Below are 26,104 nucleotides of genomic sequence, written 5' to 3'. Positions count from 1 at the left end.
CTCTATAGTTTTACCTCTCCCTCTTTTAACTCCCTATACTCTCCACTTGCTAAGTTTTCGTCCAGTATAATATTGCCTATTTGCTCGCGGTGTAGCTCTACCACTTTGTTACCTACCGCGGCTAACATGCGTTTAACTTGGTGGTATTTACCTTCGCTGATTGATAAACGTAAGCTGTAGGTGGCAAGTGCTTCTGCTTTAGCTGGGCGGGTAAGATCTTTTTCGTTGTGAAGTTGTACGCCGTTGCGTAGTTGTTCTAATGCTTCTTCGGTTATAGGCTCTTGTGTTTCTACTAAGTAGGTTTTTAATTTGTTGTGCTTTGGCGAGGTAATACGGTGCGACCAATCGCCATCGTTAGTAATAAGTACTAAGCCGGTGGTGTCTATATCAAGGCGACCTGCTACATGAAAGTCGGCCATATTTGGCTCATCGAGCAAATCAAATACGGTGGGGTGTAGTTCATCTACATTGGCACACACGTAGCCTACAGGTTTGTGTAGCATAAAGTAGCGCTTGCCTAAAAATACCATAGGCTCACCAGCAAATGTTACTTCATCTTGCTGGGTTACTTGAAAATCGAACGCGCTAACAATTTCCCCATTTACTTGCACTTCTTGGCGTTTAATACCCGCGCGAGCTTTTGAGCGTGGTAGCTCGGCTAGGTGGCTAATAAATTTATCTAAGCGGCAAGGGAATTTCATTTTGGTTCACATTTTTAGTCGGCTACAATGGCGGCGATTATAGCCGATAGTGAAACCCCATGTCAGTAAACTACCCACAAATTTTAAGGCTTTACCAAGCAAAAATAGATACGGGTGAACTGTGTGTTGATAGCGCTCAGCAAAATGCGGTAAACGCGTTAAATAACCTAAGTATACAGTTACACATAAAAACACCTTGGTGGAAAAAAGCGCCGTTAATTAAAGGTATTTATTTGCATGGGCCGGTGGGGCGGGGTAAATCCATGTTAATGGATTTATTTTATAAAAACTTACCCACTGAGCGTAAGAAGCGGCTGCATTTTCATCACTTTATGGCGCAAATACACACGCAACTTGCCCAGCTACAAGGTCATAAAAACCCTCTCACGTTAATTGCTAAACAATGGGCGAAAGATATAAAAGTGCTGTGTTTTGATGAGTTTTTTGTTAGCGACATTGGCGATGCAATGATTATGGCAAGGTTATTTAACGCCTTGTTTGATAGTGGGGTAGTGCTGGTGGCAACTTCTAACGCAAAACCTGAGCAGCTTTATCGCAATGGCCTACAGCGCGCGCGGTTTTTACCCACAATCGATTTAATTAAAAATTATTGCCATGTAATTAGTGTTGAAGGGCAGGATGATCATCGCTTTAGGTATGGTAAAAATAGCCGCCATTATTTTATTAATTTACCTATAAGCGAGTTTAAAAAGCAGTTTTTATCTCAGTATCCGCAAGCAAAGGAAAACCAAATTTTACAGGTACACTCCCGCAGCTTACCGTGTTTATTAACCGCAGATAATGCATTAATGATCGATTTTATGGCGCTTTGTTCAGGAGCGCGTAGCGCTTACGATTATATGTTTTTAGCCAAGCAGTTTGATATTTTATATATAGAAAATGTACCAAAAATGGGTGTAGGCGCAACAGGTAAAGTAATAGTGCATGGTATTGAAGACAGTTATCAACGCGAAAAACAAACCCTCAATGAGCATTATTTAGATGACGAAGCGCGGCGCTTTATTGCATTGGTGGACGAGTTTTACGATTGCCACAAGTTATTAGTTATTAACGCCCACGCGCACGTTGAGTATTTGTATCAGGGGCAAAAGCTGAGCTTTGAATATGCGCGAACGCAGTCGCGTATTGTCGAAATGCAAAATTGGTAATTAGCGCTGACGCTAAGTTTATAGGCGCTTTGCTTGCGCGTTGGTATAAAAATACTGGTATTTCAACTTTGTGCGTGAGCAAGCTTCACGCCTACGACTAAAATAACACAGGTGCAGTGGGTGTTGTAGGCGCGCAGCTTGCTGGCGTTTAAAAGCAGCGCTTTTACGTTGTGTTAAACCCCTTTGATAAAGCTATGAGAAGCTTCGCTTCTAACGTGAGCAAGCTCTACGTCTCCATTAAAAAATTAGCGCGTTAGTAAATTTATTTATAGGTGATTTGCCTGCTTGTGAAACAGGCAAAATTTATAAAGTATTTTTTAATTAACTTTTATAACCATTAGGGTTGTTTGACTGCCAACGCCATGTGTCTTCCATCATGGCATCTATTCCACGCACCGCTTCCCAGCCTAGCTCATTAAGTGCTTTTTCTGGCGCTGCGTAACATGCAGCAATATCGCCAGGGCGACGAGGCGATACTTGATAAGGAACGTCTTGGCCGCTGGCTTTTATAAAGGCGTTAACCATTTGCAGTACAGAGTAACCATTGCCTGTGCCAAGGTTATATACAAGTGCGCCGGTATTGTTGGCAATTTTATCAAGCGCTTTTAAATGCCCCATCGCTAAATCTACAACGTGAATATAGTCGCGTACACCAGTGCCATCAACGGTGTCGTAGTCATCACCAAATACAGCAAGCTGCTTTAATTTACCTACTGCAACTTGGGCAATAAATGGTAATAAGTTATTAGGAATACCATTTGGATCTTCGCCAATTAAGCCTGACTCATGTGCGCCCACTGGGTTAAAGTAACGCAAAATAGCAAATGCAAAACGCTCATCTGATTTAGCAATATCTTGCAGCATCATCTCAACCATCAGTTTTGATGTGCCGTACGGATTAGTTGTGCCACCTACCGGGAAGTCTTCTTTAATCGGTAAGCTTGCAGGGTCGCCGTAAACTGTGGCTGATGAGCTAAATACTAATTTAAATACGCCTGCATCACGCATGGCATCTACAAGTGTTAGCGTACCTTGTACGTTTGTTTGATAGTACTCAACAGGTTTAGCGACCGACTCACCAACCGACTTTAAGCCAGCAAAATGAATAACGCTCTCTATAGTGTGCCTTGTAAAAATGGCATCTAAAAAAACTTTATCAAGAATGTCGCCTTGGTAAAACGTGGCTTCTTTGCCTGTGATTTGCTTTACGCGTGCAAGCGACTCTTTTGATGCGTTACTTAAATTATCAACAACAACAACTTCGCTGCCTTGCTGTAAAAGTTCTAAAACGGTGTGTGAGCCTATGTAGCCTGCGCCGCCTGTTACTAAAATTGCCATGAATGCTCCGTGGATACCTTTTTCAATTATCTTAATTTCATCATATATTCTTACTATTTACATGCTTTATTTTAAAAGCGTATTAAAATAGGTTAATTAAGTAATGGTTAATAAACTAGTGTTAAACTTGTATGGTCTATTACTGGGCTAAGTCTAAATAATTAGTACTGCCCCTTTGGAGAATGCTATGAATTCAGTTAAAACAATCGCTATGGCAATGTGTATCACGTTACCTGCATTTGCACACGCTGGAGAATCTGTAGTTAAGTGGCAAGATTTTAAAGACTACCGCGATGTGCGCGCATCTAGCCAGGGTAAAGCGTCGTACCACAAACAAATTGCTACTCAGTTCGAAAAACATTTTTCTAAACTTGCCGAGCAATTGCCAAAAGGCTACAAGCTAAATTTAGAAATAACCGATATCGATTTAGCAGGGGACGTACGCTATGGCGGTATGGATGAAATACGCGTAGTAAAACCTATTTATTTTCCGCGCATTAAGCTCAATTACTCGCTAAGCGATAATAAAGGGAGCGTAGTGAGTGAAGAGGACGATGTAGAGCTTAAAGACATGGGCTTTATGGATAAAATTAAAATGGGTCGCGACGAGCCGTTTTTTTATGAAAAACGCTTAATAACCGAATGGTTTGGCGAGCAAATTTTAGCAAGTATTGATTAAATTAAACTTGCCAGTAAAAGCGGTAAGTTACAAAATCAAAATGACTTAAAGGTAGCGGCTAAAGTAAGCAACTATTGCAGACTAAAAACAGCGATTTATAGTTTTCCTTATTAAAATTAGTTTTATCAAGCGGAGCTTAAGTATAAGTAGGCTTTTTTATCATTTTGATTATGCGTACAAAGAGAGTTATTAGCTTTTGCATTTCAAGCTGGCAATTAAGTGATTAAATTACTTTTTGATTGTGTTTTATCAATATAGGGATGTACCTAACTTTACATTAAAAATTTTTGCTGCTAATTTAAACTAATGTCATCAGTGTAAGTGTTCTGGTTTATTGTTTTAAATTGAATGTGCTGTACTTGCGTTGACTTTTGATAGTTCACATGGAGAAGATTATGAAAAGTTTAAAATTACTAACGTTAGTAATGGGTTTAAGTTCTATTGGTATTGCACAAGCTGGTGAGTCTGCAGTTAAATGGCAAGATTTTGACAATTACCGCGATGTGCGTGCAGCAAATCAATCACCAACTTCTTTTGAAAAGCAAATTACTATTAACTTTGAAAAGCATTTTGCGAAGTTAGCTGAAAAATTACCAAGTGGATATAAATTAAATGTAGAGGTTGCAGATCTTGATTTAGCAGGTGCTATTGAGTTTTCTGGCGCTAAAAAAATAAGAGTAATTCAACCATTTCATTACCCACAAATTAAGCTGTCTTACACGGTAACTAATCCGCAGGGTGAAGTTGTGAACCACGCCACAGAAGTGTTATTAAAAGATAGAGGCTATTTAGATAAAATTAAGCGCTCAACCTCTAGATCATTTTATTATGAAAAACGCTTAGTAACTAACTGGTTTCATTCAAAAGTTTTATCTAATATAAGTTAAATACAGTTACAAAATAAATAAAAAATGCCGATAAACATTATCGGCATTTTTTGTATTTGATGTTTACTAAATTAAACTTTAATTTTTAGCTACTTAAACGTAGCGAGCAGGGTAAGTAACTGTTGTAGCTTAATAACCGTTGTTTTAAGCTTTTCTTCATCAAAACCATCTGTGCTTAAGCTTTCTACATCGGCTGCTACATCAAGTACGTATGGCTTAAAGCGTTTAGCTTCAAAACTAAATCCGGCATCAGCTGGGAACAAGGCTTTAAATTTACCGTGGCCTTGTTGCTGTAGCTCATCTAGTTTTTTGTCGGCATCAAGTGCTTGGCGATAAACAATTTTTAAGTTAGCGTTGAGTTGTTCAATTATAGAATCCATGGTTTTCCTAAAGCTTTGTACTGCATTGCCGATATAGTACTTGGATTACATTTAAATGTCAGGTTGATTAAGGCTTATAACGATGAATATATCAGGTGGAAATCTACCCGCTATGTCTAGCTCTGGCCAAGGTGGTGAAGTATATACCGCTGCTTTGTCTAAAAAGCAGCAATTAGCAGATGGCGCAGCAGCACTTGCACTAATTGAAGGTGCTGCCCAGCCAACAAATGCGCAATCACCGGCTCAGTCGGTCACTGCAACACTGGGTAACAATGTAAATATATACGTTTAAACTAGGGCGTGTTGATCTTTGCGGATTGAAATTTGTTCAATCTAGGGGCGATTAAATCGCGGCGCGAGGTTTGTAACCTAGTGGGCTAAGTAAAAACCGAGTAAAGCTTCCGCGTCCTGCTCACGCCCCTTACCTACATCCATGTAGGCAACAAAGAGTTTATCGCCCCTAGGAAGAACCCGAAGGGCAGCGCATGTTTGGCATTTATGCTGCGTTATCGCCTATTTATGGGGAATAACCACACTACACAGGCTCAGCCTTGCCTAAAAGCCAAACATACTGCTGCAAATTCAACCATCAAAGGTTAACACGCCCTAACTTAAGGTCGATAGGTGTTTTGCTTTTTTGACCGCCTATTTCTCTTACTAATTTAGGCACTAAAAATCCAGGCAGGGCTTTTAATAGTTCTGCCATTATTTTTATGGCCTGTGGCTCTTCTATATCAAAGTGGCTTGCGCCTTCAACCTTATCTAGCAAATATAAATAGTATGGCAGTACGTCGGCATCAAATAACGCCTCACTTAAATTTATTTGTGCCTCAACGGTGTCGTTCACCTCTTTTAAAATAACTGCCTGGTTTAATAACGTTACGCCTGCTTGCTTTAGCTTTTGCATGGCGGCTTTAAACTCGTCGTCTATTTCGTTGGCGTGATTTATATGGTTAATAAATATAATTTTTAGCGGTGATTGCTTTAGCCTCGCGCACAGCTCATCGGTAATCCGCGCAGGTATTACAACGGGTAAACGGCTGTGTATTCGCATGCGTTTAATTTGAGGTAATTGCTCAAGCTCATCTAAAAACCAGCTAATGGCATCGTCTTTGGCCATAAGTGGGTCGCCACCACTTAAAATCACTTCGTTTATGTTGGCATCTGATTTTATATAGCTCAGCGCATCAAGCAGGCTTTTTTTATTAAGCTGGTTTTCTTGATACGGGAAGTGGCGTCTAAAGCAGTAACGGCAATTTACTGCACAGCCAGTTTTAAACATAATTAAAACACGGGATTTATATTTATGTAAAAGCCCTGGCTGTTCGTTGTCTTGCTCTAGTAAAGGGTCTTTATTAAAACCTTTTTTGGTTAAAAACTCTTGATGGCGTGGCATAACTTGTAGCAATAAGGGGTCGTTTGCATCGCCCTTGCGTATTTTTTTTATAAAAGGGACTGGCACGCGTACCGGAAATAAACTGCGGGCTTTTAGGTCGTTTTCATGGGCTTGGCTCGATAAACCGACCATTTCAAGCAAGGTTTTTGGGCAGGTAACTACATTTGCTAATTCTTTTTGCCAGTTTTTATGCAAATTTGCTTCATTTCTTTGTATCATTGGCACGTAGATTACTCGAAAAAAATTAAATAGAGGAAACGATGGCGAATTATAGCACCAACGAGTTCAAGGGCGGCCTAAAAATTATGATGGACGGCGAACCTTGCAGTATTTTAGAAAATGAAATGGTAAAACCTGGTAAAGGCCAGGCGTTTAACCGTGTTCGTATCCGCAAACTTATCTCTGGTAAGGTGCTTGAAAAAACCTTTAAATCGGGTGAATCAGTTGAAGGCGCCGATGTAATGGATACCGACTTAGCGTACCTATACACAGACGGTGAGTTTTGGCATTTCATGAACAACGAAACATTTGAACAAATTGCCGCTGACGAAAAAGCACTTGGCGATGCCGTTAAATGGTTAGTAGAAAACGATGTATGTACTATTACATTATGGAACGGTAGCCCAATCGCGGTTACTCCACCTAACTTTGTTGAGCTTGAGATCACTGAAACTGATCCTGGCCTTAAAGGCGATACAGCGGGCACAGGCGGTAAACCTGCAACGCTTAGCACTGGTGCAGTAGTACGCGTTCCATTATTCGTACAAATTGGTGAAGTAATTAAAGTAGACACCCGTAGCGGTGAATACGTAGGCCGTGTTAAGTAAGCTTGAGTACGGTTTATAAAATCCCGGCTTAAGCTGGGATTTTTTTTGGAGAAAATATGTCAGCAACACCTTGGGCACCTAGTGCAAGCATAAACACCCTTAAGCAACGTGCAGCCATACTGAGAACTATTCGTGAGTTTTTTTATACGCGTAATGTAATGGAAGTAGAAACACCGAGCTTAAGCAGTGCCAGTGTAACCGATGTGCATTTAGCAAGTTTTAATACGCAGTTTGTAGGCCCAGGCCATGCTGGTGGCTTGCCGCTTTATTTACAAACATCGCCTGAATTTGCAATGAAGCGTTTGTTAGCAGCAGGCTCAGGGCCCATATTTCAGCTTTGTAAAGCATTTAGAAACGAAGAAGCGGGACGCCATCATAACCCCGAATTTACCATGCTTGAGTGGTATCGCCCTGGGTTTGATGAGTTTGCATTAATGGATGAAATGGATGAGCTGATGCAGCTGATTTTAAATGTAGAGCCTGCAGAGCGTCTTACTTACCAACAAGCATTTGAGCAAGTGTTAGCGCTTGACCCATTAACAGCTACGCTTAGACAATTGCAAACACTTGCCTGCGATCACGGCTTTGCCGATATAGCCGAAAACGAAACCAATAAAGATACCTTGCTACAGCTGTTATTTTGTATGAAAGTAGAGCCAACTATTGGGCAAACTAAGCCGTGTTTTGTGTATCACTTTCCGGCATCGCAAGCGGCATTGGCACAAATTTGTGAGCATGATAACCGCGTAGCAGGGCGCTTTGAGCTTTATTATAAAAATATGGAATTAGCGAATGGCTTTAATGAGCTAACTAATGCTAAAGAGCAGGCAAAGCGCTTTGATGAAGATAACGCTTATCGCGCCGCCAATGGGTTAAACCACGTGCCTATGGATACCCGTTTAATCGCCGCACTTGAGCACGGCTTACCGCAATGCGCAGGTGTTGCTATGGGGATAGACAGGTTAGTTATGCTAGCCACCGCTAAAGATACAATAAAAGAAGTCATCGCGTTTGATGTAGATAGGGCGTGATGCATGGCCTATAGGCGCCTTGCTTGCTGGCGCGTTGATATAAAATCTATTTACGCTTTTGCTTTTTGCGTGAGCAAGCTTCACGCCTACCAATAAAAAAGCACCGCGTTTATTGTAAACGCGGTGCTTAATATTTATTTTTTCTAACAGCTAACAGCTAACAGCTAACAGCTAACAGCTAACAGCTAACAGCTAACAGCTTACAGCTCTAACGTAAACGTTATACCCGCTACTCTTGGTTCACCTAATTGCACGTAGGTGTGTGTAGCGTAGCCATCAAGTGGGTCGTTACCAAACTCAAAGCCGCGGGTTGGTACTTCTTCGTCAAATACGTTACGTGCCCATGCGCGCACTGCCCACATGTCGGCTTCGTAGCCTAAACTTAGGTTTACTAAATTGCTGCTGGGTGCTTTTGAATTATGGCTATCGGAGAAGTAGTAATCGTCCTTACCTTCAACACCAATCATACCGTACAGCTCATTAGTAAAGTTGTAACGTGCGCTAAATGCGTATTGGTATTTAGGTGATTGCGCTTGCTCACGACCGTCTTGATTTAAGCCAGATTGCGTTACAAAGTCGTCAATTTCTGTGTTTAAGTAACCCGCACTACCTGTTAAGAATAAGTCTTCGGTAAGTTGGTAACTACCTTCAACTTCTAGCCCGTAGTTGCTACCAGAGCTTGCGTTATCAACGTAGCCTGTAAATTGCTGACCTTCTACTTGCCATGCTTTTAACTGAATGTTGTCGCGGTGCATATAAAATGCTGCTAAACGCAGGGTAAATTTATCATCAAGCGATGAACCCTTAACGCCAAACTCGCCGCTCCAAAGGTATTCTGGGTCAAAGCTTGTATGCTGCTGGAAAAAATCAGCATCTAGGTTTAAGCCTTCATCTTTAGCTTTGGCTAATGCTTCTGAATTAATACCGCCAGCTTTATAACCACGGGTAATGCTGGTGTAGATCATAGTACGGTCAATCACTTGGTATTCAAGTGCTATTTTACCGCCTACCATTACGTCGTCAGTCTCTTCAATAAAGCCGTTGCTGTCGGTGTAATCACCTTGGTATTGCTCTACACGTAAACCGGTAATGAGCGTGGTTTTAGGGCCAATAGGTGTGGCTACTTGGCCGTAAACAGCTACGTTACTGGTTTCGTAGGTTGATGCAAATGGACTTGCAAGCCAAGTGTATTCGCGCTCTAAATCTACGTCGCGGTTTTGATAGTAAACACCGGCAACCCAGTTACCTGTTTTAGAATTAAACTGTAAATTAGCCGATTGATCATCGCGATCACGCGTGTACACATCGGTTGAGCTATAACCCCAAGGGTGTAGGCCAGCTGCACATAATTGTGGCTCGCTTGCATCGTTACATACCCAGTCTTCATCAAAGCTGTAAAGTAGCTCTGTATCAATGGCTGAAAGGTTTAAGCTTACATCAAAGGCATCAAAGCCTGTGTAGGTATTATTAATACCAATGGCGTAGCTTTGTTGATTATCTTGGCCCGGCTCGTCGGCTACACTATTACGGCTGTTATCAAGCGTGAACGCATCGTAGCCGTTGTTTATATCTATGTAGTGCAGGTTTAACTCTGTGTTTAAATGCTCAGTAAGTTGGCTGTTTAATTTAAAGCGGGCTACTTGCTCATCTTGTTGTTGAGTTTCGTCGTTTAAATATAGGTTATCTACGTAGCCATCTGATTTTCTACGGAAGTAGCTGACGCGGGCACTTGTGTCGTCGGTTAATCCAGTACTTGCTGCAAGGCCTGCTTCGCGCGAGTTATAAGTACCCATACCCACTTGTAATTTTAAGCTAGGATCGGCAGTTGCCTGAGCTGATTCCATTTGGATCATACCGGCCATGCCGTCTGCACCAAAGCGAGTGCCTTGTGGGCCGCGGTAAATTTCTACCTGGTCTATATCAAATAATAATGAGCTGCCACCTAAACCCGAGTAGTTAATGCCGTCAATGACTAAGCCAACCGATGGGTTAATTGGATCTACAAATTGTGAACGAAGTCCCACTCCACGAATTTGAATATAACGACCACGAGACGCACCAGATGTAAAGTTTACGTTGGCTGTACTACCTAGCATTTCGTCTAAGTAACTTGCACCACGTTGATTAATTTCATCTTTGCTAAATAGGCTAGCGCTAGCGCTTAATGTTTGAATGCTTTCACGTTGAAAGTCGCCTGTAACAACAATTCGTTCTAGGTCGCTGTCATCAGCGTTTGCTATAAGTGGTGTACTAATTAGCGGTAATAACGCCGCAGTAATTAAAGACAAACGTAAGTTCATTAGGTTACTTAACTCCATTTTGGGGACTCGTATGGTAGCAATTATTTTAATACTTGTGTTATAACGCAGCGATTATACGTTAAATAATCAGGATTACTAATATGACCTTTAAAGTTGATTTTAAAGTGCGCCATTACGAATGTGACCTACAAGGAATTGTAAATAACAGTGTGTACTTTAATTATTTAGAGCATGCTCGCCATGAGTTTTTATTTGCAAATGGGGTTGATTTTGCACTACTAGCAAAGCAAAAAGTTAATTTAGTGGTGATACGCAGTGAGGTTGATTATAAACATTCGCTTGTACCAGATGATGAATTTTATATAGCAGTTGAACCTGAGCGTATAAGCCGTATAAAGTTTGCGTTTAAGCAAACCTTAGTGCGTAAACACGACAACAAAGTAATGCTACAAGCCAAGGTTATAGGCACCTCGGTTAATGAAAAAGGGCGCCCTTTTTTACCTCCCGAAATAGATAACTTATTTAAAAATTACACCCAAGATTAGCGGGTATAATTTTTAGGGGTTGTGACCTTTGGGATTAAATTTAACCTAGTTTGTTTTAAAGCAGCGCCTAGGCAGTGGGATTGTTTATCGTAAATAGCGGGTAGCGTAGGTGCTGTTATCGAGCCCACTAAGTTACAAACCAAGCAAAGCGATTAAAGCCCCCTTACTGTGAACACGTTTTAATCTGCAAAGTTCAACACTCTCTAAACTATCATAGAACAAAAATTTACATTTAAAACATGCATTTTTAACGGATAAACCGCATAAAAATTGTTACTATTACGGTAATTAAATATTTAGTTAGAAATAGCATGAAATTAGCAGCACTACCGATGCTTTTAATCGGTTTATGTATTGGTTGTACAGCCACAGGGACGGTGACCACTGAGCAGCTAAAGTACACACAATGGCAACTATCAAAGGTTGATGGTTTAGCTGTGCCGGCCTCTTACAGTGCATCAATGAGCTTTATTGAAGCGTTGCAAGTAAACGGGTTTGCAGGATGTAATAAGTTTTTTGGTGAAGGCGAGCTTAAAGACAGCAGTATTAGCGTTAATAAACTTGGTATGACGCGTAAGTCGTGCGGAGCAGACGTTGATGAGCTAGAGCAGCAGTTTTTACAAGCGCTAAGAGAAGGTGCAACGCTTACCATGCAAGGCTCACAATTAGTTATGCAGGGCGATCAAACTTTTTTATTTATTGCAAAGTAGTGGCATGAGTATTTAAAACTGCCCCTTGCAGGCAATTTTTAACTGGCGTACACTCAACGCTGATTTGATAAAAATAGCAAATCAACGAACATAATTTTACTTGTCGGAGTGCCTTAAATATTAAGGCTGAGATCGCGAAAGCGGGATCCGTGAACCTGATCAGGTTAAAACCTGCGTAGGGAACAAGCTGCCTAAAATGGGACGCTTGTGCGTCTTTTTTATGCGCACAACAAAATAACTAGCCATTTTAGGCCGCAAAGCAGCGTAACCACTGCTTTACGATCTTTCTCTATTCCTTATGGAATATCTGACAAGACAACCCTTTAGCAATGAGGTAAGTCATGTCAAACACTACAAATAAGTCTACACGTCGAGAAACGCGCGCTGCTGCGTCAGATTACATTTATAATTTAACGGGTCAGCCATTTCCAAGCTCACAAAAAGTGTATGTTGAGGGCAGCCAAAGCGGTGTACGCGTGGGTATGCGCGAAATTACATTAAGCGATACGTTTATTGGTGGCGATGAGCAAAACCCTGTGTATGAGCCAAACGATCCACTGCGTGTTTACGATACATCAGGCCCGTATACCGACCCTAACTTTGAGTTAGACGTACGTAAGGGATTACCTAAATTTCGTGAGCAGTGGATAAAAGAGCGCAACGACACTGAAGTGCTCGACTCGGTCACTTCGCAATTTGCTCAGCAACGTATGGCCGATGACGGTCTTGATCATATTCGCTTTGATCATTTACCTAAAATTCGCCGTGGTAAAGCAGGCAAAAACGTGACGCAAATGCATTATGCTCGCCAAGGCATTATTACCCCAGAAATGGAATACGTAGCCATACGCGAAAACATGGGTCGTGCACAAATTAGAGAAGAGCTGCTAGCAGCACAGCATAAAGGCGAATCGTTTGGGGCGAGTATTCCCGATTTTATTACCCCTGAATTTGTACGCGACGAAATAGCCCGCGGTCGCGCTATTTTACCAAATAATATTAACCACCCCGAAACCGAGCCCATGATAGTTGGCCGTAACTTTTTAGTTAAAGTTAACGCGAATATTGGTAATTCATCTGTAAGCTCATCAATCGAAGAAGAAGTAGAAAAAATGGTGTGGTCTACCCGCTGGGGTGCCGATACCGTAATGGATTTATCAACCGGGCGTTACATTCACGAAACCCGTGAATGGGTAGTACGTAACTCGCCTGTGCCCATTGGCACGGTACCAATTTATCAGGCGCTAGAAAAAGTAAACGGAGTGGCCGAGGATTTAACTTGGGAGATATTTCGCGATACGTTAATTGAACAAGCCGAGCAGGGCGTTGATTACTTTACTATTCATGCCGGTGTATTGCTGCGTTATGTGCCAATGACGGCAAAGCGAGTAACCGGCATTGTATCGCGTGGTGGCTCAATTATGGCTAAGTGGTGTTTAGCGCATCATAAAGAAAACTTTTTATATACGCACTTCGAAGATATTTGCGAAATTTTAAAACAATACGATGTGTGTTTTTCGCTCGGAGATGGCCTTCGTCCAGGCTCGATTGCTGATGCCAACGACGAAGCACAATTTAGTGAGCTACGTACGTTAGGGGAGCTTACAAAAATTGCGTGGAAACACGATGTACAAGTATTTATTGAAGGCCCAGGCCATGTGCCAATGCATATGATTAAAGCCAATATGGATGAACAATTAGAGCATTGTGGCGAAGCGCCTTTTTACACATTAGGCCCATTAACGACCGATATAGCACCAGGGTACGACCATATAACATCGGGTATAGGCGCTGCACAAATAGCGTGGTACGGCTGTGCCATGCTGTGTTATGTAACACCAAAAGAGCATTTAGGTTTGCCCAATAAAGAAGATGTAAAAGAGGGCCTAATTACCTACAAAATTGCAGCGCATGCGGCCGACTTAGCCAAAGGCCACCCCGGCGCTCAAGAGCGCGATAATGCGTTATCTAAAGCGCGCTTTGAATTTAGATGGCACGACCAATTTAACATTGGTTTAGACCCAGAACGTGCCCGTGAATATCACGACGAAACCCTACCGCAAGAGTCTGGCAAAGTAGCGCACTTTTGCTCTATGTGTGGCCCTAAATTTTGCTCAATGAAAATTACCCAAGAGGTACGCGATTACGCCAAAGATCTCGAATCACGCGGGATCGATCCTAACAATGTTGGTGATGCAATTGAGATCAAAATGGTTGATGTAGAAGCGCAAATGAAAGCGAAATCTGAAGAGTTTAAACAAACGGGCTCAGAAATTTACCACAAAGCAATATAAGCCAATAACAGGTTAGCGGCTTATGGCTGCTAGCCTTTTATTAAAAGGAGGTTTTATGTTTTACAACATTGCTGTTGTGGGGTTTGGTTTAGCAGGGCGCTTAGCTGCCCTCGAGCTTAGTAAGTCGCATCATGTAACCGTGTTTGAAGCCAGTGACGAACACACACAAAATAGTGCCGGTAAAGTGGCTGCGGCAATGCTTGCTCCGCTTGCTGAGTCGGTATTGTGTGAAACAGATTTAGCCATCATGGGGCTAAATTCACTCAAGCGCTGGCCAGAGATAGTGAGCGAGCTTGAAGGCGAGGTTTTTTATCAGCAAAAAGGCACGCTGGTTGTGGCGCACCAGCAAGATAAAGGTGACTTACAAAGCTTTAGTCAGCGAATAAAGCCAATAGCAGGGCACAGCGCGCAGGCGTTAAATGCTCTGCAAATAACACAGTTAGAGCCCGAATTAGCTAATCGTTTTAACCAAGGTATGTTTTTACCCTGCGAAGGGCAAATAGATAACCAGGCCTTTTATAAAGCAAGCTTTACCATGCTTAATAAACGTAAGGTTAAGTTTGTTTTTAACCAACGCGTTAGCATTCAAAACGGCGAGGTGAATAACCGCGCGTTTGATTACATTATTGACTGTCGTGGCTTAGGTGCTAAAGGCAATAAACCCCTTAGAGGGGTACGCGGTGAGGTGGCTAGATTACATGCACCTGAGGTTAATTTAACGCGGCCGGTGCGTTTAATGCACCCGCGCTACCCAATTTATATAGCGCCAAAACCAAATAATGAGTATGTAATTGGTGCAACTGAAATAGAGTCTGATGATAGCGGCCCTGCAACAGTACGCTCCACGCTTGAGCTACTTTCGGCGGCTTACACTGTGCACAGCGGGTTTGCCGAAGCACGGCTGTTAAATATTCAAAGCGGGTTACGCCCCGCATTTAACGATAACCGCCCTGCGGTTTTAAAAACAGGTAACGTAATTAGCATTAATGGCTTATATCGTCATGGCTACATGTTAGGGCCCGCCTTAGTGGCTGATGCGTTATCTCAAATAGGGTGAGTAATAAATGACTATAACAATTAATGGTGAGCTGTTAACTATTAAAAGCGCAATGCTTGTTGATGTATTACAAAATTTTGGTGCAAAGCCTCCATTTGCGGTGGCACTAAATGGCGAATTTATTCCACAAAGTCTGCATGCCAGCACCACAATTAACGAAGGGGATAGCATCGAGTTGTTATCGCCTATTCAAGGTGGGTAGCATTATGCAAGGTAACGATTGCTTAACTATTTATGGCGAGCAACTAAATAGCCGTTTATTAATAGGCTCGGCGCTTTATCCCTCTCCAGCGGTGATGGAAGAGTCTATAAAAGCCTCTGGTGCGCAAATAGTAACGGTGTCATTAAGGCGCCAGCAAAGCGCTGCCGCAGGGGATGACTTTTGGCAGCTTATAAAAAACACAGGCCTTAAAATACTGCCTAATACCGCAGGGTGCCACAGTGTAAAAGAAGCCGTAACACTTGCTAAAATGTGCCGTGAAGTATTTGCAACCGATTGGATTAAGCTTGAACTAATAGGTGATGACTACAACTTACAACCCGACCCATTCGCATTGTTAGAAGCCACAAAAATATTAATTGATGATGGCTTTAAAGTATTGCCCTATTGCACCGATGATTTAGTTCTTTGCCAGCGTTTAAATGAGCTAGGGTGTGAAGTGCTTATGCCATGGGGGGCGCCTATTGGCACCGGTAAAGGGCTTTTAAATAGTTATAATTTAAAAACAATTCGTGAGCGCTTACCTAACACAACTTTAATTGTAGATGCAGGGCTTGGTTTGCCTTCGCATGCCTGCCAAGCACTTGAATTAGGGTATGATGCGGTATTATTAAATTCAGCGATAGCAGGAGCTGGCTGCCCAATTACGATGAGCCGTGCATTTAAAGCCGCGGTAGAGGCTGGGCGCTTTGCGTATAATGCCAAAGCAATGCCTGAAAAAGACTTAGCCGCCCCCTCAACCCCTACAATGGGTATGCCGTTTTGGCATCAGCAGTAAGGAAATAAAGAGTATGAATAATTTAGTGTGGACAATTGCAGGCTCAGACTCAGGTGGTGGCGCAGGCATTCAAGCCGATATAAAAGCAATGCAAAGTTTTGGCGTGCATGGCTGTACTGCAATTACCGCGCTTACGGCGCAAAATAGCTTAGGTGTAGAGGCCATTAACGCGGTATCTACCGATATTATTGAATCGCAATTACTCGCACTCGAAAGCGATATGAAAACCAAAGTAATTAAAATTGGCATGCTGGCTAATGTGCAGCAAATTCAATTAATAAGCGAGCATATAGCGCATTATAAAGCTAAATGGCCTGTACCGCCTGTAATTGTTTACGACCCCGTTGCAATTGCTTCAAGTGGTGATGTATTAACTGAAGAAGATACCGTAAGTGCCATTAAAGAATGCTTAATGCCGCTGGTGGATGTAATAACGCCTAACACGCACGAAACGCAATTATTAACAGGCGTATATTTAATTGGCCCAAGCGCCGTGAAAGACGCTGCTAAAAAGCTATTAAGCTGGGGCGCAAAAGCGGTTGTTATTAAAGGCGGGCACTGGGATTACCCAACAGGTTATTGTATTGATTACTGCACACAAAACGGCGAAGAGTATTGGCTTGGTAATAAAAAAATTCAAAGCCCTCATAGTCATGGTACAGGTTGTAGTATGGCCTCGGTTATTGCCTCATGTTTAGCAAAAGACTACCCTCTAAAAGATGCTTTTATTTTAGCTAAAGCTTATATAAACCAGGGCTTAAAGCAGTCGGTTAGATACGGCGAAGGAATAGGCCCTGTTGCACATACTGCTTTTCCTACACAGTTAGATGACTACCCGCAAGTAATTGAGCCTGGCAGCTGGCTTGGCGATGAGCTTGATTTTGATGTGCCGCTTGAATTTAATATGGCGGCTGATTTTGCACCTTGTGAGAGCAAAAAGTTGGGCTTGTATGCTGTGGTCGATAGCATAGATTGGCTAGATAAATGTTTGCAGCAAGGTATTACTACGGCGCAGCTTCGCATTAAAAATAAAACCGACCTTGAGCTTGATGAATTAATTAAGCAGGCGGTAGAGCTGGGCAAAAAGTACCACGCTCACGTATTTATAAACGACTACTGGCAGTTGGCAATAAAGCACGGTGCCTACGGCGTACACTTAGGCCAAGAAGATTTAGAAACCGCTAATTTAGCAGCAATTAAAGAAGCAGGTTTAAGGCTTGGGCTTTCTACCCATGGTTTTTACGAAATGTTACGTGCGCACAACTACCGACCAAGTTATATGGCATTTGGTGCTATTTACCCAACCACGACCAAAGATATGAGCGGCCAAATACAAGGTCTCGATAAACTTAAAAAGTGTGTGCCATTAATGCAAAGCTACCCAACAGTTGCCATTGGCGGCATAGATTTAACCCGCGCAAGCGAGGTTGCAAGTACAGGAGTAGGCAGTGTTGCGGTTGTACGCGCGATTAGTGAATCGGATGATTATATTGCTGCAATTAGTGCGCTAAAAAGTGCTATAAATCAGCCTAATGAATAAGCTTAGCGATAAAGAAACCCTGCGTTATAGTCGCCACTTATTATTAAAAGAAGTGGGCCTAGAAGGGCAGTTAGCACTTAAAGCAGCCACCGTTGCAGTAGTGGGAGTTGGCGGGCTAGGTAGCCCTGCACTTTTGTATTTAGCTGCGGCAGGTATTGGTACGCTTATTTTAATAGATGATGATGCGGTTGAGCTTTCTAACTTGCAGCGCCAAGTGCTATATAAAATTAATCACTTAGGGCAAAACAAGGTCACCGCCGCTGGCAAAGTATTAACAAGTCTTAATAATCAAATAGAAATAGTGACGCATTGTAAAAAGCTTGATGATAACAACGCAGGGGAGCTTTTAAAAAATGCCGACATAGTACTTGATTGCTCTGATAATTTTGCCACACGTTACAGTGTTAACCGTTATTGCTTTACTCATAAGTTGCCTTTAATTGCAGGTGCCGCGATTGCAAGTAGTGGGCAACTTATGGGCTTTGATTTTAGGCAAAACAATAGCCCATGTTATGGCTGTGTTTTTGCAAAAAGTGACGCCGCTCCTGCTGTAAATTGTAGTAATGCGGGTGTAATAAGCCCACTGTTAGGAATTATAGGCTCTATGCAGGCACAACTTACGCTTAATATGCTGCTAGGGCATGTTGAAGGTAGTGTGTTTATCAGCTTTGATGCGCTGAGCTTAAAGCAACAGCATTTTAAAATGATTAAAGACATAAACTGTAAAGAGTGCGGTGAATAAAGTATGCGGTAATTCGCGGGGCTAAACTCGGGGTTAAGCCATGAGAAGCTGCGCTTCTAACGTAAGCAAGCTCTACGTCTACAGCTAAAATTAGCATCGTAGTTTAATTAATCTATAGGCGCCTTGCTTGCTGGCGCGTTGATATAAAATCTATTTACGCTTTTTATTTTTGGCGTGAGCAAGCTTCACGCCTACCAATAAAAAAGCACCGCGTTTATGGTAAACGCGGTGCTTAATATTTATTTTTACTTACAGCTTAAAGCTTACAGCTCTTCACTTTCTTTAATTGTTGCAAATGCGGTGTTTAAACGCGTTACTGTTTCTGGCAGTTGGTCGTCTAAAATGTCTGCTTTATCTGCACCCCATGCTAATACCACTGTTGAGCCTAGTTTAAAGCGGCCCATTTCTTCACCTTTTTTAAGGGTAATGGCGTTTTCGCCTTTAGTAGGGTAGTTCCAGCTAAACACATCGCTACCGGCGGGTGGTGTTACTGTGCCTGCCCAAACGGTCTCTATGCTGGCTACAATGGTTGCGCCTACTAGTACCATAGCAAGTGGGCCAATTTCGGTTTCAAAAATAGCCACTACACGTTCGTTACGAGCAAATAAATTAGGGACATTGCGCGCTGTAAGCGGGTTTACCGAAAATAAGTCGCCCGGTACGTAAATCATTTTACTTAGTGTGCCGTCTATAGGCATATGAATACGGTGGTAGTCTTTTGGCGCTAAATAAATGGTAGCAAATTTTCCGCCTAAAAATGGTGTTGTATCATCTTCAGAGCCACCTAATAGTGCTTGTAGACTGTAGTCATGACCTTTTGCTTGTATTAGCTGCCCATCAACAATGTCGCCCAGTTGGCTAATAGCACCATCAACAGGGTGAGTAATTACGTTCTCGCCTTGCGCCATTGGACGCACGCCGTCTTTTAATGGGCGAGTAAAAAACTCATTAAACGTTTTGTAGTGCGCTGGGTCTTCATACAAAGCCTCGTTCATGTCTACTTTATATTGTTTAATAAATAGTTTAATGAGCGTTGTAGTTAAAGCACCTGCTTTTGCTGCTGCTAATTTACCTACTACGCGTGAAATAAAGTGCTTTGGCATTGCATACTGCATTGCAATTTTAAATTTGTCTAAACTCACAGATTGTTTCCTAAATTAAACGCGAGGTGCGCGTGCACCAGCACGGCCATCGGCCATTGTTTCTAAAATACGGTGGTAGCTGTCGAATCGCAATTGCGAAATATCGCCATCGGCTACCGCTTGTTGAATTATACAGCCTGGGTCGTTTAAATGCTTACAGTCTCTAAAACGACATCCACCTATAAACTCTCTAAATTCTTTAAAGCACCAGGTTACCCGTTCAACATCTAAGTGCCATAAACCAAACTCACGTATTCCCGGTGAGTCAATTAGGTTACCACCACTTGGTAGGTGATGTAAGCGCGATACAGTGGTGGTATGTTGCCCTAAGCCACTGTTTTCTGATACTTCTTTAGTTAATATTTCGGCATCAGGAAGCACAGTGTTAACTAAGGTTGATTTACCTACGCCACTTTGACCAACAAAAATATTATTTTTATCAACCAGTACGTTTTTTAAATCATCTATGCCTTCGCCGGTTACACTACTTACAAGCAGTACCTGATAACCAAGGCCTCGATAAATATCGAGTACTTTTTGAATTTCATTTAGGCCTTCGTCGTCGATTAAATCGATTTTATTAAGTACTAAAATAGGTTCTATACCCATGTCTTCACAGGCAATTAAGTAACGGTCGATAATACTGGGCGTAAACTCTGGTAGTACCGCTGAGACCATTAAAATTTGATCAATATTTGCAGCGATTACTTTTACGCCATCGTAAAAGTCGGGACGCGTAAGCTGTGAGCGGCGTTCTTGTGTTGCTTCAATAACACCCGCTAAGTCGCCTTCACTTACTTTTGCGCGGCGAAATAGTACTTCATCACCACACACTAAGTTAGTAACGGTACGGCGAATATTACAGCGTAATACGTCACCTTCTTGTGTTTCTACATCGGCGTGTTGGCCAAAACGGCTGATCACGACAGCGTTTTCGGTTGCGCCCAGATTATCTGTTTGCCACTCTTGTGCGCCACCTTTTGCCAATTTTGTATCGGCATTATTTAAGCGCTTTTGATGATTAGCCTTGATCCTGCGAGATTGGCCTTTACTTAATTTTTTCTGTTTTGCCACTTTTGGCCTATAACCTTGGTTTAAATGTCGGCTTTGCGTATAAAAAAGCTTTAGCTCGACGGTTGATGCTAATATGATATATCGAAATGCGTTGGATCTAAAGAAAAGCACTGTTTAAGGTTACTATGACTATTAATGAATCTAATTTAATTTGGCTTGATCTGGAAATGACTGGACTTGAGCCGGCCACAGATAAAATACTCGAAATTGCAACAGTAGTAACTGATGCCGATTTAAATATACTCGCGGAAGGGCCTACTATAGCTATTCACCAAAGTGATGAGTTGTTAGATGGCATGGACGAATGGTGTACTACACAGCATGGGAAATCAGGTTTGACGGCCCGTTGTAAAGCCAGTACATATGATGAAGCTTATGCGGTTGAACAAACGCTTAATTTTTTAAAGCAGTGGGTACCTGCGGGTAAATCACCGATGTGTGGTAACTCAATAGGTCAAGACAGACGCTTTATGAATAAGTATATGCGCGAGCTTGAAGACTTTTTTCATTATCGAAATTTAGATGTAAGCACAATTAAAGAGCTTGCCCGACGTTGGAAGCCTGAGGTACTAGAACAGGTAAATAAAAAAGGCTCTCATTTAGCTCTCGATGACATTAAAGATTCTATTATGGAATTAAAGGTGTATAGAGAAAAATTCTTTAATTTGTAAAAAACACTTGCAAACACATTAGATTATTGTAGAATCCTGCCCCGCTCAAGACGATAACCCTCGCGGGGTTGGTGTGTTTGAGTGGTTTAAATACCATCAGTAAGTGCGGCACTAGCTTAGTTGCCAGAACGTAGGACGCGACCTGTCACGCACCAACGGACAAATTACTGACTAACTATGAAGCGGCACTAGCTCAGTTGCCAGAATGTAGGACGCGACCTGTCGCGCACCAACGGACAAATTACTGACTAACTATGAAGCGGCACTAGCTCAGTTGCCAGAATGTAGGACGCGACCTGTCGCGCACCAACGGACAAATTACTGACTAAATATGAAGCGGCACTAGCTCAGTTGGTAGAGCGCGACCTTGCCAAGGTCGAGGTCACGAGTTCGAGCCTCGTGTGCCGCTCCAATTTCTCACCAAAGAAATTGAAGTATCGAATAAAATATAAAGCGGCACTAGCTCAGTTGCCAGAACGTAGGACGCGACCCGTCGCGCACCAACGGACAAATTACTGACTAACTATGAAGCGGCACTAGCTCAGTTGGTAGAGCGCGACCTTGCCAAGGTCGAGGTCACGAGTTCGAGCCTCGTGTGCCGCTCCAATTTCTCACCAAAAGAAATTGAAGTATTGAATAAAATATAAAGCGGCACTAGTTCAGTTGCCAGAATGTAGGACGCGACCTGTCGCGCACCAACGGACAAATTACTGACAATCTATAAAGCGGCACTAGCTCAGTTGGTAGAGCGCGACCTTGCCAAGGTCGAGGTCACGAGTTCGAGCCTCGTGTGCCGCTCCAATCTCTCTAAATATCCCACTAAAATAAACACTTCTTTAAAACAATATCTTGATCTGATTTATAGCTACGAAAATTATTTATAAATATTATACGCACGAGTGGCCGCATGCCGCCGCGCGATATAAAGGGTTTTAAATAATGCGAAGTGGCGTGGGTAAAAGCTAGGGAGGGGAGGTCAATACAAGGTTAAAAGGTTTCGCCTTGCAAGGTCGCTATAATACGTCTTGCACCGCCAGCGTCGCGATGCTCACCTAAGTAAATACCTTGCCATGTACCTAGCGCTAAGCGCCCATTGCTTATAGGAATACTTAATTCACTCCCTAACGTACTGGTTTTTATATGGGCTGGCATATCATCATCACCTTCGTAATCGTGACGATAGTAAGGCTGGCGCTCGGGAACAAAATGGTTAAAGTGGCTTTCCATATCTATGCGCACTGTAGGATCGGCGTTTTCGTTTATGGTTAAACTTGCCGATGTGTGCTGAATAAACAAATGTAATAGGCCAACTTTATAATTAGCCAGCTCGCTCAGCTGCGCGAGTATTTCATCATCAATTAAATGAAATCCTCGAGCGCGCGGTTTTAAAGTTATTTGAGTTTGTTGCCAGCTCATAACTTATCAAAGCTAACTTCTATATTTGCATCGCCTGCATCACAGCTAAATGGCATGATTATTTTTTTGCCCTTACTTTTATGTGTGATGGTGTGGCCTTTACCTGCAACTACAATTGGCGTAGCCATATCAAAGTCATAGCCTTTTTCGCCGAGTAAGTTTTTAGCTCCACCGGTAACCATATTAGTAATTTCCCCAACCATATCAGTTACTTCATCGTCTATGTTGTCAGGGCGCTCACCAAGCATGCGTTCCATGATAGTCAGAGCTAAGTTTTCATCAAAGGTAATTGAAAATGAGCCACGAGTTTGCGCGCCCACCATGCCAATTAAACCAGATACATCGCCACAGGCGACTTCGTCTGTTTTTATACGCGGCTTACCTGGTTTTAACTCGGTTTGTGCCATTGTAGATAACACATTGATCAAAGAAGATAAAAATGGATTAATGAACTCAACATTCATGTTAGGTACTCTTAAAATTGGTGCTAAAGTGGCTATCTAAATATGAGTATAGCTTTAAAACAAACTTTGGGTTTAGCTTCTACAAGACTCACACTTACCGTGTGCTTCAATAGTTTGCCCTGATACAACAAAGCCGCTTTCTGCTGCTAAGTTGTTTAGCTCGTGAGAAATAACCGTAGAGTGCAGCTCTTTTACAAAGCCACAACTGTCACAAATTAATAGCTGCACAGGATGAATATGATCAAAGTGATGGCAAAGCATAAATGCATTGGTGCTTTCTATTTTGTGAATAAAGCCCAGCTCTGATAAAAAGTCTAGCGCACGGTAAATTGTTGCAGGTTTTGCGCCTGTTTCTGTTACTTTTAATTGTTCAAGTAAATCGTACGCCCCAACGCCGCCTTGGGCGCTAGCTAATAGGCGAAATACTTTTTCGCGGATAGGCGTAAAACGCGCACCACGGTTGTCACAAACTTGTTTTGCTTTACTTACGAGTGATTCTATATTCATCATTCTCTTATCCTTACGCTACCGTGATATACTAACATACTGTGTTGTACTTGCAGCGTTTTTATTAAACACTTTTTATCTAGGAACCCCATTAATGCATGAACTGGTAGCTATATTTATTTTCTTTTTTGCGGTGATAGACCCTATAGGTACAGTGCCTGTATTTATTGCTGTGACACGAGGGGAAGATGAAAAGTTTAAACGAAAAGTTGTTTTTAAGGCCGTGGGTGTATCCGCTGTGGTTTTACTCTTTTTTGTTATTGCCGGTGAGCAGCTATTAAATGCAATTGAAATACCGCTGTCGGCGTTTCAAATAGCGGGGGGCATAGTCCTGCTTATTTTTGCGCTTTCAATGATTTTTGGTGAAAGTAAGCCCGAGTCTGAGATTAAAAGTGTGCGCGACAGCACAGAAACCGCTATTTTTCCGCTAGCCATTCCCTCTATAGCAAGCCCAGGCGCCATGCTTGGCGCAGTACTGATGACCCGCAACGAAGAATACACGTGGGTTGAGCAAGTTACTACATCGTCGATGATGTTGGTTGTATTAGTTGTTGTGCTTGTGCTGTTGTTACTCGCAAATCATGTGCATAAATTAATAGGCGACAGTGGCGCAAGTATTATAAGTAGAATCATGGGGTTAATTTTAAGCTCTGTGGCAGTTACAAATATACTCAACGGTATCGCGCATTATTTTGGTTTACAAATATACAGCTAACATTGATGCTAATTAGGCTTTTGTGTAGAATACAGCGCCTTTTTATGGGCGCATTTACTTATAATCCCCGAGGCTTTTACATTGCAAAAACGCACATTAGATAATCCAACGTTAAACAGACGTTTTTCTGTTGCACCCATGCTTGATTGGACTGATAACTAGGTATTTAAAGGGTTATTAGTATGTAAGGGTGACTATAGGGTCACCTTTTTAGTTTTAGGGGGTCCCGATATAACACAGTTTGTGTCATATTTAATTGACTGGGTACTTAACTTCAGTTACTTTACACACATAAAGTTTACTTAACTAAACATATACATCATTTAAGTTGCTTACCTTGTTTATGCAACTATTCTTAATATTAGTAGTCTTATTTATTAGTTAACAGCCAATTATGGCTGTTTTTGTCGTGAGGTTTATTATGGAATTGCCAGCAGTCAAGAATATACTTGATGCCAACTGGGACTGGCATCTACCTGTAAATGTTGAGTACATAGCTAGTAAGTTAGGTATTAAAGTAAGTGTTCTTAATCCGTGGAACTCTGAAAATAGTGGCTTAAGTGGGCTTGCAGAAATTGACAGTAACGGCTTTAGAGTTATTCACTATAACAACTCTGAGTCTAAAAACCGTCAGCGTTTCACTATGGCACATGAGTTAGGGCATCACGTACTTAACCACGTTAATCCACAAAATCCATGCTTTCGAGATGATTCTAATACTTTTAATTCAAACTCACCTGTATGGCAAGAGCGTGAAGCAAACAACTTTGCTGCACAATTACTAATGCCGCTTGATGCAATCAAAACAATGTTATTTGTTAAACGCATTAGTGATATCAAGCAGCTTGCGGAGATTTTCCACGTTTCAGAAGCCGCAATGTATTATCGTTTGAAGAACTTGGGTTACCTAACAATCTAAAGTTGAGTCGGATAAATTATTAATATAATCTAGCCCTTTAAATGAAGGGCTTTTTTATGTCTGATGAAAATAATAGTTCAGGGTTTGACATAGCTGGTGATGTAAATAGTGGCACAAATAGTCAAAACGTTAATATCAATAATGAGCAAACTTCAGCAATAATTAAATTCAACGTGCTTGAAGAAAAAGTATATCTAGGTTTTAAGGTTTTTGGTTTTATTATTGCCATGGGGTTAGCTGTATGTTTCTTAAAAACAGGGCTGGAAGTTAGCAAATATTCATTAGAAAAGATTGTTGAGCATCAAGCGGAACCAAAAAAACAAGTTACCGAAACAAAGCCTGTAAATAAAAGTGAAAAAGCAAACAGCGAAGTTAAAAAAGAAGAATCAGAAAGTATGGGTAATAAAATGCTTTACTCAGGGTCAATCATAACTTTAGTTGCATTTATACTAGGTACTGGCTTAACCTTGTTGTTGACCATTGTTAAGTTCTCTTTCCATAGCCGACAACAAAATGAAGACAATCCAAATGTGGCACTTGCTGGCCCTGCAAGTGAGTTATTTATGGCTTTAGCTAACTATATAAAAAGCAAAATTAAATAAAAAAGCCCGCTTAATGCGGGTTTTTTAATGCTCAAAAAC

The 26,104-nt window shown here is 41.8% G+C and carries 28 protein-coding genes, 3 tRNA genes and 1 riboswitch; of the genes, 21 read left to right on the top strand and 10 right to left on the bottom strand.

Features of this window, described 5'->3' with window-relative positions:
- Positions 1–2: 2 nt before the first annotated feature.
- Entirely contained in the window at positions 3–701 is a 699-nt protein-coding gene (rsuA, locus tag SJY38_RS12565; RefSeq protein ID WP_377109889.1) for a 16S rRNA pseudouridine(516) synthase RsuA, read from the bottom strand.
- A 59-nt stretch (positions 702–760) separates the two neighbouring features.
- Here rsuA and zapE point away from each other — a divergent pair, with 59 nt between their 5' ends.
- On the top strand, positions 761–1,870 hold the full coding sequence (gene zapE, locus SJY38_RS12560; protein ID WP_377109888.1) for a cell division protein ZapE: 1,110 nt from the start codon (positions 761–763) through the stop codon (positions 1,868–1,870).
- Positions 1,871–2,191: 321 nt separating this feature from the next.
- Here the strand turns inward: zapE and galE are convergent, their stop codons facing one another.
- Positions 2,192–3,208: a UDP-glucose 4-epimerase GalE gene (galE, locus tag SJY38_RS12555; RefSeq protein WP_064386952.1), complete on the bottom strand. Its 1,017-nt coding sequence runs from the start codon at positions 3,206–3,208 to the stop codon at positions 2,192–2,194.
- A gap of 187 nt (positions 3,209–3,395) precedes the next feature.
- Between galE and SJY38_RS12550 the strand changes: the two genes are divergently transcribed.
- Together SJY38_RS12550 and SJY38_RS12545 are read left to right on the top strand one after the other, a co-directional pair.
- Positions 3,396–3,887: a DUF3016 domain-containing protein gene (locus SJY38_RS12550; RefSeq protein WP_004587951.1), complete on the top strand. Its 492-nt coding sequence runs from the start codon at positions 3,396–3,398 to the stop codon at positions 3,885–3,887.
- A 395-nt stretch (positions 3,888–4,282) separates the two neighbouring features.
- A complete protein-coding gene (locus SJY38_RS12545; protein ID WP_029773263.1) occupies positions 4,283–4,774 on the top strand; it encodes a DUF3016 domain-containing protein in 492 nt (163 codons plus the stop codon).
- Between the two features lie 89 nt (positions 4,775–4,863).
- Here SJY38_RS12545 and SJY38_RS12540 read toward each other — a convergent pair whose 3' ends face one another.
- A complete protein-coding gene (locus SJY38_RS12540; RefSeq protein WP_004587953.1) occupies positions 4,864–5,154 on the bottom strand; it encodes a hypothetical protein in 291 nt (96 codons plus the stop codon).
- An 82-nt stretch (positions 5,155–5,236) separates the two neighbouring features.
- Between SJY38_RS12540 and SJY38_RS12535 the strand changes: the two genes are divergently transcribed.
- Positions 5,237–5,446, top strand: a complete 210-nt coding sequence (locus tag SJY38_RS12535) for a hypothetical protein (RefSeq protein ID WP_273605548.1) — start codon at positions 5,237–5,239, stop codon at positions 5,444–5,446.
- A gap of 297 nt (positions 5,447–5,743) precedes the next feature.
- Here the strand turns inward: SJY38_RS12535 and epmB are convergent, their stop codons facing one another.
- The gene (gene epmB, locus SJY38_RS12530) at positions 5,744–6,769 is read right to left on the bottom strand and encodes an EF-P beta-lysylation protein EpmB (protein WP_377109887.1); all 1,026 of its coding nucleotides are present in this window, start codon (positions 6,767–6,769) and stop codon (positions 5,744–5,746) included.
- 41 nt (positions 6,770–6,810) lie between these two features.
- Between epmB and efp the strand changes: the two genes are divergently transcribed.
- Together efp and epmA are read left to right on the top strand one after the other, a co-directional pair.
- Positions 6,811–7,377 carry an elongation factor P gene (gene efp / locus SJY38_RS12525; RefSeq protein ID WP_004587956.1) on the top strand — a complete coding sequence of 189 codons (567 nt, stop codon included), beginning with the start codon at positions 6,811–6,813 and terminating at the stop codon, positions 7,375–7,377.
- Positions 7,378–7,433: 56 nt separating this feature from the next.
- A complete protein-coding gene (epmA, locus tag SJY38_RS12520) occupies positions 7,434–8,408 on the top strand; it encodes an elongation factor P--(R)-beta-lysine ligase (RefSeq protein WP_377109886.1) in 975 nt (324 codons plus the stop codon).
- A gap of 200 nt (positions 8,409–8,608) precedes the next feature.
- On the opposite strand, the gene SJY38_RS12515 is transcribed toward epmA, so the two are convergent.
- Positions 8,609–10,726 (bottom strand): TonB-dependent receptor, encoded by a 2,118-nt coding sequence (locus tag SJY38_RS12515; protein WP_171038594.1) that lies wholly within the window; start codon positions 10,724–10,726, stop codon positions 8,609–8,611.
- An 83-nt stretch (positions 10,727–10,809) separates the two neighbouring features.
- Here SJY38_RS12515 and SJY38_RS12510 point away from each other — a divergent pair, with 83 nt between their 5' ends.
- From SJY38_RS12510 to SJY38_RS12475, 8 genes are all read left to right on the top strand, one after another.
- Positions 10,810–11,214 (top strand): thioesterase family protein, encoded by a 405-nt coding sequence (locus SJY38_RS12510; RefSeq protein WP_004589047.1) that lies wholly within the window; start codon positions 10,810–10,812, stop codon positions 11,212–11,214.
- A 311-nt stretch (positions 11,215–11,525) separates the two neighbouring features.
- Positions 11,526–11,924 (top strand): META domain-containing protein, encoded by a 399-nt coding sequence (locus SJY38_RS12505; RefSeq protein ID WP_004589048.1) that lies wholly within the window; start codon positions 11,526–11,528, stop codon positions 11,922–11,924.
- Positions 11,925–12,018: 94 nt separating this feature from the next.
- Positions 12,019–12,123, top strand: a riboswitch (TPP riboswitch).
- 142 nt (positions 12,124–12,265) lie between these two features.
- Positions 12,266–14,218, top strand: a complete 1,953-nt coding sequence (gene thiC / locus SJY38_RS12500; protein ID WP_054982298.1) for a phosphomethylpyrimidine synthase ThiC — start codon at positions 12,266–12,268, stop codon at positions 14,216–14,218.
- Between the two features lie 55 nt (positions 14,219–14,273).
- Positions 14,274–15,275 carry an FAD-dependent oxidoreductase gene (locus SJY38_RS12495; protein ID WP_377109885.1) on the top strand — a complete coding sequence of 334 codons (1,002 nt, stop codon included), beginning with the start codon at positions 14,274–14,276 and terminating at the stop codon, positions 15,273–15,275.
- Positions 15,276–15,282: 7 nt separating this feature from the next.
- Positions 15,283–15,477, top strand: a complete 195-nt coding sequence (gene thiS / locus SJY38_RS12490) for a sulfur carrier protein ThiS (RefSeq protein ID WP_096739084.1) — start codon at positions 15,283–15,285, stop codon at positions 15,475–15,477.
- 4 nt (positions 15,478–15,481) lie between these two features.
- Positions 15,482–16,273 (top strand): thiazole synthase, encoded by a 792-nt coding sequence (locus SJY38_RS12485; protein ID WP_004589052.1) that lies wholly within the window; start codon positions 15,482–15,484, stop codon positions 16,271–16,273.
- A gap of 13 nt (positions 16,274–16,286) precedes the next feature.
- On the top strand, positions 16,287–17,813 hold the full coding sequence (gene thiE / locus SJY38_RS12480) for a thiamine phosphate synthase (protein WP_377109883.1): 1,527 nt from the start codon (positions 16,287–16,289) through the stop codon (positions 17,811–17,813).
- Positions 17,806–18,555 carry a HesA/MoeB/ThiF family protein gene (locus tag SJY38_RS12475; protein ID WP_377109882.1) on the top strand — a complete coding sequence of 250 codons (750 nt, stop codon included), beginning with the start codon at positions 17,806–17,808 and terminating at the stop codon, positions 18,553–18,555. Before thiE ends, SJY38_RS12475 begins: the two co-directional genes overlap by 8 nt.
- A 263-nt stretch (positions 18,556–18,818) precedes the next feature.
- Here the strand turns inward: SJY38_RS12475 and asd are convergent, their stop codons facing one another.
- Positions 18,819–19,697: an archaetidylserine decarboxylase gene (asd, locus tag SJY38_RS12470; protein WP_004589055.1), complete on the bottom strand. Its 879-nt coding sequence runs from the start codon at positions 19,695–19,697 to the stop codon at positions 18,819–18,821.
- Positions 19,698–19,712: 15 nt separating this feature from the next.
- Positions 19,713–20,771: a small ribosomal subunit biogenesis GTPase RsgA gene (gene rsgA, locus SJY38_RS12465; RefSeq protein WP_004589056.1), complete on the bottom strand. Its 1,059-nt coding sequence runs from the start codon at positions 20,769–20,771 to the stop codon at positions 19,713–19,715.
- 125 nt (positions 20,772–20,896) lie between these two features.
- On the opposite strand from rsgA, the gene orn reads away from it, so the two are divergent.
- The 4 genes from orn (at position 20,897) to SJY38_RS12445 (ending at position 22,243) form a co-directional block, all read left to right on the top strand.
- The gene (gene orn, locus SJY38_RS12460) at positions 20,897–21,442 is read left to right on the top strand and encodes an oligoribonuclease (protein WP_004589057.1); all 546 of its coding nucleotides are present in this window, start codon (positions 20,897–20,899) and stop codon (positions 21,440–21,442) included.
- A 336-nt stretch (positions 21,443–21,778) separates the two neighbouring features.
- Positions 21,779–21,854, top strand: a tRNA-Gly gene (locus tag SJY38_RS12455).
- Positions 21,855–21,972: 118 nt separating this feature from the next.
- A tRNA-Gly gene (locus SJY38_RS12450) sits at positions 21,973–22,048 on the top strand.
- 119 nt (positions 22,049–22,167) lie between these two features.
- A tRNA-Gly gene (locus SJY38_RS12445) sits at positions 22,168–22,243 on the top strand.
- Between the two features lie 186 nt (positions 22,244–22,429).
- On the opposite strand, the gene SJY38_RS12440 is transcribed toward SJY38_RS12445, so the two are convergent.
- The 3 genes from SJY38_RS12440 to SJY38_RS12430 form a co-directional block, all read right to left on the bottom strand.
- Entirely contained in the window at positions 22,430–22,858 is a 429-nt protein-coding gene (locus tag SJY38_RS12440; RefSeq protein WP_377109881.1) for a secondary thiamine-phosphate synthase enzyme YjbQ, read from the bottom strand.
- Positions 22,855–23,322, bottom strand: coding sequence for a chemotaxis protein CheX (locus SJY38_RS12435; protein ID WP_029773279.1), 468 nt, complete (start codon positions 23,320–23,322; stop codon positions 22,855–22,857). Before SJY38_RS12435 ends, SJY38_RS12440 begins: the two co-directional genes overlap by 4 nt.
- A 72-nt stretch (positions 23,323–23,394) precedes the next feature.
- The gene (locus SJY38_RS12430) at positions 23,395–23,829 is read right to left on the bottom strand and encodes a transcriptional repressor (RefSeq protein ID WP_029773280.1); all 435 of its coding nucleotides are present in this window, start codon (positions 23,827–23,829) and stop codon (positions 23,395–23,397) included.
- Positions 23,830–23,923: 94 nt separating this feature from the next.
- On the opposite strand from SJY38_RS12430, the gene SJY38_RS12425 reads away from it, so the two are divergent.
- The 3 genes from SJY38_RS12425 to SJY38_RS12415 all read left to right on the top strand — a co-directional run bounded on the left by SJY38_RS12425 (position 23,924) and on the right by SJY38_RS12415 (position 26,065).
- Entirely contained in the window at positions 23,924–24,544 is a 621-nt protein-coding gene (locus SJY38_RS12425) for a MarC family protein (RefSeq protein WP_004589061.1), read from the top strand.
- A 421-nt stretch (positions 24,545–24,965) separates the two neighbouring features.
- Entirely contained in the window at positions 24,966–25,463 is a 498-nt protein-coding gene (locus tag SJY38_RS12420; protein WP_377109880.1) for an ImmA/IrrE family metallo-endopeptidase, read from the top strand.
- A gap of 56 nt (positions 25,464–25,519) precedes the next feature.
- The gene (locus SJY38_RS12415; RefSeq protein WP_377109879.1) at positions 25,520–26,065 is read left to right on the top strand and encodes a hypothetical protein; all 546 of its coding nucleotides are present in this window, start codon (positions 25,520–25,522) and stop codon (positions 26,063–26,065) included.
- The last annotated feature ends 39 nt before the right edge of the window (positions 26,066–26,104 follow it).

This window comes from Pseudoalteromonas sp. R86517 (genome assembly GCF_042466295.1).
In the GTDB taxonomy this organism is placed as follows: domain Bacteria; phylum Pseudomonadota; class Gammaproteobacteria; order Enterobacterales; family Alteromonadaceae; genus Pseudoalteromonas; species Pseudoalteromonas atlantica.
This window is presented reverse-complemented; position numbering and strand designations above follow the sequence as displayed.

Coding starts and splice junctions, on each gene's coding strand:
- rsuA (WP_377109889.1), bottom strand. CDS start 701: ATGAAATTCCCTTGCCGCTTAGATAAATTTATTAGCCACCTAGCCGAG.
- zapE (WP_377109888.1), top strand. CDS start 761: ATGTCAGTAAACTACCCACAAATTTTAAGGCTTTACCAAGCAAAAATA.
- galE (WP_064386952.1), bottom strand. CDS start 3,208: ATGGCAATTTTAGTAACAGGCGGCGCAGGCTACATAGGCTCACACACC.
- SJY38_RS12550 (WP_004587951.1), top strand. CDS start 3,396: ATGAATTCAGTTAAAACAATCGCTATGGCAATGTGTATCACGTTACCT.
- SJY38_RS12545 (WP_029773263.1), top strand. CDS start 4,283: ATGAAAAGTTTAAAATTACTAACGTTAGTAATGGGTTTAAGTTCTATT.
- SJY38_RS12540 (WP_004587953.1), bottom strand. CDS start 5,154: ATGGATTCTATAATTGAACAACTCAACGCTAACTTAAAAATTGTTTAT.
- SJY38_RS12535 (WP_273605548.1), top strand. CDS start 5,237: ATGAATATATCAGGTGGAAATCTACCCGCTATGTCTAGCTCTGGCCAA.
- epmB (WP_377109887.1), bottom strand. CDS start 6,769: ATGATACAAAGAAATGAAGCAAATTTGCATAAAAACTGGCAAAAAGAA.
- efp (WP_004587956.1), top strand. CDS start 6,811: ATGGCGAATTATAGCACCAACGAGTTCAAGGGCGGCCTAAAAATTATG.
- epmA (WP_377109886.1), top strand. CDS start 7,434: ATGTCAGCAACACCTTGGGCACCTAGTGCAAGCATAAACACCCTTAAG.
- SJY38_RS12515 (WP_171038594.1), bottom strand. CDS start 10,726: ATGGAGTTAAGTAACCTAATGAACTTACGTTTGTCTTTAATTACTGCG.
- SJY38_RS12510 (WP_004589047.1), top strand. CDS start 10,810: ATGACCTTTAAAGTTGATTTTAAAGTGCGCCATTACGAATGTGACCTA.
- SJY38_RS12505 (WP_004589048.1), top strand. CDS start 11,526: ATGAAATTAGCAGCACTACCGATGCTTTTAATCGGTTTATGTATTGGT.
- thiC (WP_054982298.1), top strand. CDS start 12,266: ATGTCAAACACTACAAATAAGTCTACACGTCGAGAAACGCGCGCTGCT.
- SJY38_RS12495 (WP_377109885.1), top strand. CDS start 14,274: ATGTTTTACAACATTGCTGTTGTGGGGTTTGGTTTAGCAGGGCGCTTA.
- thiS (WP_096739084.1), top strand. CDS start 15,283: ATGACTATAACAATTAATGGTGAGCTGTTAACTATTAAAAGCGCAATG.
- SJY38_RS12485 (WP_004589052.1), top strand. CDS start 15,482: ATGCAAGGTAACGATTGCTTAACTATTTATGGCGAGCAACTAAATAGC.
- thiE (WP_377109883.1), top strand. CDS start 16,287: ATGAATAATTTAGTGTGGACAATTGCAGGCTCAGACTCAGGTGGTGGC.
- SJY38_RS12475 (WP_377109882.1), top strand. CDS start 17,806: ATGAATAAGCTTAGCGATAAAGAAACCCTGCGTTATAGTCGCCACTTA.
- orn (WP_004589057.1), top strand. CDS start 20,897: ATGACTATTAATGAATCTAATTTAATTTGGCTTGATCTGGAAATGACT.
- SJY38_RS12440 (WP_377109881.1), bottom strand. CDS start 22,858: ATGAGCTGGCAACAAACTCAAATAACTTTAAAACCGCGCGCTCGAGGA.
- SJY38_RS12435 (WP_029773279.1), bottom strand. CDS start 23,322: ATGAATGTTGAGTTCATTAATCCATTTTTATCTTCTTTGATCAATGTG.
- SJY38_RS12430 (WP_029773280.1), bottom strand. CDS start 23,829: ATGAATATAGAATCACTCGTAAGTAAAGCAAAACAAGTTTGTGACAAC.
- SJY38_RS12425 (WP_004589061.1), top strand. CDS start 23,924: ATGCATGAACTGGTAGCTATATTTATTTTCTTTTTTGCGGTGATAGAC.
- SJY38_RS12420 (WP_377109880.1), top strand. CDS start 24,966: ATGGAATTGCCAGCAGTCAAGAATATACTTGATGCCAACTGGGACTGG.
- SJY38_RS12415 (WP_377109879.1), top strand. CDS start 25,520: ATGTCTGATGAAAATAATAGTTCAGGGTTTGACATAGCTGGTGATGTA.